Annotated in this window: 3 protein-coding genes (1 of these 3 running past the window's edge); 1 reads left to right on the top strand and 2 read right to left on the bottom strand. The window is 71.4% G+C overall.

Going from position 1 to position 4,499, the window contains the following annotated elements; all coding sequences use genetic code 11:
• Positions 1–1,585 carry the 5' portion of a hydantoinase B/oxoprolinase family protein gene (locus tag AC1MIR_RS17110; protein ID WP_480029387.1) on the bottom strand. Its footprint begins 365 nt before the window's first position, so only the first 1,585 of its 1,950 coding nucleotides appear in the window; the start codon lies at positions 1,583–1,585; its stop codon lies off the left edge, out of view.
• A 3-nt stretch (positions 1,586–1,588) separates the two neighbouring features.
• On the bottom strand, positions 1,589–3,634 hold the full coding sequence (locus AC1MIR_RS17115; RefSeq protein ID WP_480029388.1) for a hydantoinase/oxoprolinase family protein: 2,046 nt from the start codon (positions 3,632–3,634) through the stop codon (positions 1,589–1,591).
• A gap of 130 nt (positions 3,635–3,764) precedes the next feature.
• Between AC1MIR_RS17115 and AC1MIR_RS17120 the strand changes: the two genes are divergently transcribed.
• Positions 3,765–4,499, top strand: a 735-nt coding sequence (locus AC1MIR_RS17120; protein ID WP_480029389.1) for a dienelactone hydrolase family protein, incomplete at its 3' end; no start/stop codon positions are given.

A 4,499-nucleotide genomic window follows, 5' to 3' on the forward strand; every position in this document is an offset into this window, starting at 1 on the left:
ACGGCGGCCCGACGCCGCCGCCGGAGGACGACACCATGCGCAGCACGTCGCCCTGCTGCAGCGTGAGCACTTTGATTCGCCCGATGTTCCGCGCCTCTCCGGCGGGGTTCAGCGTGGTGACGGTGTTGGTGCCGGATCCGCCGCCGAACACGCCCCAGGGCTGGAAGCGGAAGCGGTCCAACCCGCGCACCGTGATGCTCGCTTCCGGCGCGCGGCATTCCAGCTCGATCGCGACGGAGGCCCCGCCGCGGAACCGGCCATGGCCGAAGCGGCCCGGCACCAGCTCGTGCCGGCGCACCACCAGCGGCGTCTCGGTCTCCACATGCTCGATCGGCGTGCTCTTGAGGAAGCCGAGCATGGTGTCCGTCGCGTCCACGCCATCGCATCGGTCGCGCCCGCCGGAGCCGCCGCAGAAGGGCTCCACCACGGCGACGCGCCCGCGCCCGCTGTCGGCATCTGTCCAGCCGCAGGCGATGATGCCGGCCTGGCCTGCGCCGCAGGCGGCGATGCCGCCGGGGATCGCCTGGTTCAGGCAGCCGATCAGCGTGTCATAGGTGCGCATGACGGCCACGAAGCGGTTGCCCATCGCGGCGGGGAATTCCGCATTCATCACGCTGCCGGGCTGCGCGTGGCCGCGGATCGGCCGCATGATCCCGCCATTCACCGGGATGCCCGGCTCCATGGTCTGGATGGTGTTGGTCAGCGCCATCGCCAGGAAGGGATGGTTGCCGCCGCCGGTCGTGAAGTTGAAGGCGGCATGCACCTGCGGCGAGGAGCCCGAATAGTCCACTTCCGCCTCGTCGCCCTCGATCGTCAGCCTGCAGTGGATGTGCACCGCCTCGCCGGCATCGTCGGCCTCGATGTAGTCCGTGAAGGTGTAGGTGCCGTCCTTCAGCGCCGCGATCACGCGCCGCGCGCGCATCTCCGTATAGGCCATGACGTCCTCCACCCCCTGGTGGAAGGCGGCCTTGCCGATGCGGGCGCAGAGCGCGTTGATGCGCCGGTCGAGCAGGCGCATCGCCGCCATCATCGCCTCCAGGTCGCCCCAGACGGCGTCGCCGATGCGCGAATTGTCCTTCAGGATGTTGACCACGTCCTGGTTCAGCACGCCGCCGCGCACCAGCTTGGTCGGGCGCAGCCGCAGCCCTTCCTGGAAGCACTCGTGCAGGTCCGGCGAGATCGAGCCCGGCACCGCGCCGCCGATGTCGGAGGCATGCACGAAGGACCAGGCCCAGCAGGTGAGCTCGCCGTCCACGAAGATCGGGCGCGCGAGATGGATGTCCATCATGTGCGTCACCACGCCGCCGGTGCTGAACGGATCGTTGGAGATCAGCACGTCGTCCGACCGCAGCTCCTCCACCGGGAAATGGCCGGTCAGGCCGGTGATGGACTGCCCGCTGCCCGATGTGACGCCATGCATCATGGGGAAGGCGAAGAACTCGCCTGACAGCCGCGCCAGCGCCACCTGGAAGTCCTGCGTCTGCTTCACGAAGGTGGTGTGCGCCGTGCGATAGGCGACGGTCGCCGCTTCCTCCGCGATCGCGGTGAAGCGGTTCTTCATGATCTCGGTCTGGACGGGATCCATCGCTCAGCTCCTGGCCAGTTCGAGATCGCCGCGCAGCCCGAGCTGCGCCGTGTAGCCCGGCGGCACCAGGATGGTCGCGAGATCCTGCTGCACCACCGCGGGTCCTGCGGCGGACCAGCCGCGCGGCAGGACGCCCCAGTCGTAGATCGGTACCGCCTCCACCCAGCGCCGCGCAAAGCGCAGTCGCCGCCGCTCCACCGGCTCCGGCGCGGCGCTCTCGGCCCGCGGCATGGGCGCGCCGGAGGGCTTCGCCTGGCGGCCGACCGTGCGCAGGCGCAGCGTGTCCGTGGCGACCGGCGCCTCCCGGTTCGCATGGCCGAACAGCCGCTCATGCTCGCGGTGGAAGGCTTCCGTCACCGCCGCCTCGTCGCCATCGCGCAGCGCCGCTGTCACATCGACCTGGATGGTGAAGGACTGCGCCGCGTAGCGCATCTCCGCCAGCCGCGCCTGCTCCACCGCCTGCACCTGCCCCGGATGCGCCTGCCGCTCCAGCCAGGCGCGGCCCTCTTCCTCCAGCGCGGCATAGGCCGCCTGCAGGCCGGCCGCACCGAGCGCCACGCCCTGCACCGTGCGCACCGCGTCATGCACCAGGTCGGAGACCAGGCCGCCGAAGGCGCAGAACACGGAGGGCACGCGCGGCACGACCATGCGCCGGATGCCGACCTCGTCCGCCAGGATCGGGCCGTGCACGCCGCCCGCGCCGCCGAAGATCATCAGCGTCAGGTCGCTGGCATTCACGCCCATCCGCGCCAGGAAGGGCGTGATCTTCGCCAGCATGTTGGAGGTCGCGACCTCGATCGCGCTTTCCGCCAGCGCCACCACCTCCATCCCGAGCGCCTGGGCCAGCGGCGCAAAGGCGGCCTCCGCCAGGTCCCGCTGCAGCCGCAGCGTCCCGCCCAGCAGGCCCGCCGGCGAGAGGTAGCCGGCCAGCAGATAGGCGTCCGTCAGCGTCGGCGCCTCGCCGCCCATGCCATAGCAGGCCGGCCCCGGCTTCGATCCGGCGCTGCGTGGCCCGACCTTCAGGATGCCGCCATCGAGCCAGACGATGGAGCCGCCACCCGCGCCCATCGCCTCCACGCCGGTCACGGGCATCAGCAGCGGGAAGTCGCCCACTTCCGCCTGGCCGGTGATGAGCGGGCGCCCCTGGTCGATCAGCGACACGTCGGTGGAGGTGCCGCCCATGTCCAGCGTCAGGATCGGATCGAGCCCGAGATAGCCGCCCAGCGTCTGCGCCGCCGTGACGCCGGCCGCCGGGCCGGAGAGCAGCGTGTGGATCGGCAGGCGCCGCGCCTCTTCCGCCGACATCACGCCGCCATTCGACTTGGTGATGTAGAGCCGCGCGCGCGGGAAGCGCTCGCGCAGGAAGCCGTCGATGCGGCCGATGTAGTCGGCCATCAGCGGCTTCACATAGACGTTCAGCAGCGTGAGCACCGCGCGTTCGTATTCCGATTGCTGCGGCCAGACCTCGTGCGAGGCCATCGCCTCGAGGCCAGGGAAGTGCGCGCGGATCAGGTCCACGGCCTGCCGTTCATGTGCGGGATTGCGATGCGCATGCAGGAAGCACAGGCCGATCGCCGTCGCGCCGCGCTCCAGCGCCGTGCGCGCCGCGGCGAGCAGGTCGGCCTCGTCGAGCGGTATGTCCACGCTGCCATCGGCCAGCATGCGCTCCCGCACGGGAAAGACGCGTTCGCGCGGCACGAGCGGCACCACGCGCCGATTGAACAGGTCAACCGGCTTGTCGAGCCTGAGCCGCGCGATGCCGAGAATGTCGCGAAAGCCCTCGGTCGTGATCAGCGCAACGGGCGGCTGCGACCGCTCGATCACCGCATTCGTGCTGACCGTCGTGCCGTGCACCACCAGCATCGGATCATCGGGCCCCGCCCCCGCCTCGGCCGCGATCTCCGCGATGCCGCGCGTGACGGCCTCCGACAGGTCGGGGCGCGAGGTCGGCGCCTTGCGGCTGCCGATCAGCACATAGCCCTCGCCCTCGTTCCGCCAGATCGCGAAGTCGGTGAAGGTGCCGCCGATATCCACACCGATCCTGAGCATGCCCGCCCCGCACTTGCCGCCGGGCAGCGAAGGAGCGGGGCCGGGCGGTGTCAATATCGCGGTTCCGCTGGAAAGCCGCCGCGGTGCCGACTAGCCTGGGGGTCCCCGGACATCCCCCGAAAGGCCCAACATGACCGACGGTCTCGTCCCGCCGCCTGCGCCGCCGCTGACCCAGGCCGACATCGACCAGCGGATCTTCGATCTCTACGACGAGTATTGCCACGGGCGGATGGACCGCCGCGCCTTCCTGCAGGCCGCCGCCGCGATCGCCGGCGGGCTGGCGATGGCCGAGGCGCTGATGCCCAACTATGCGCGCGCCCAGACCATCTCCTTCACCGATCCGCGGATGAAGGCGCGCTACGTGGACTGGCCCTCGCCGGGCGGCAGCTCCGGCACGATGCGCGGCTACCTGGTGCAGCCGTCCGGCAACGGTCCCTTCCCGGCCGTGCTCGTCATCCACGAGAACCGTGGGCTCAACCCCTATATCGAGGACGTGGCGCGCCGGCTGGCGGTGGAGGGCTTCCTCGCCCTCGCGCCGGACGGGCTGGCGCCGCTCGGCGGTTATCCCGGCAATGACGATGACGGGCGGGAGATGCAGGCCCGCCTCGACCAGGCGAAGCTGCGCACGGACATGCTGAACGGCGCGCGCTTCCTGAAGGCGCATGCGCTGTCCTCCGGCAAGCTTGGCGTGACCGGCTTCTGCTGGGGCGGCGGCACGACGAACTGGCTGGCGACGGAACTCGGCGCGGAGATGCAGGCCGGCGCGCCCTTCTACGGCGCCGCGGCGCCCGCCGCCGCCGGGGCCGCGCGCCCGGCCGCGCGGGCGCACCCCCAAGACCGGGGCGCGCCCCCCACCCACGCCGGG

It is taken from the genome of Falsiroseomonas sp. RANM36 (genome assembly GCF_056682175.1).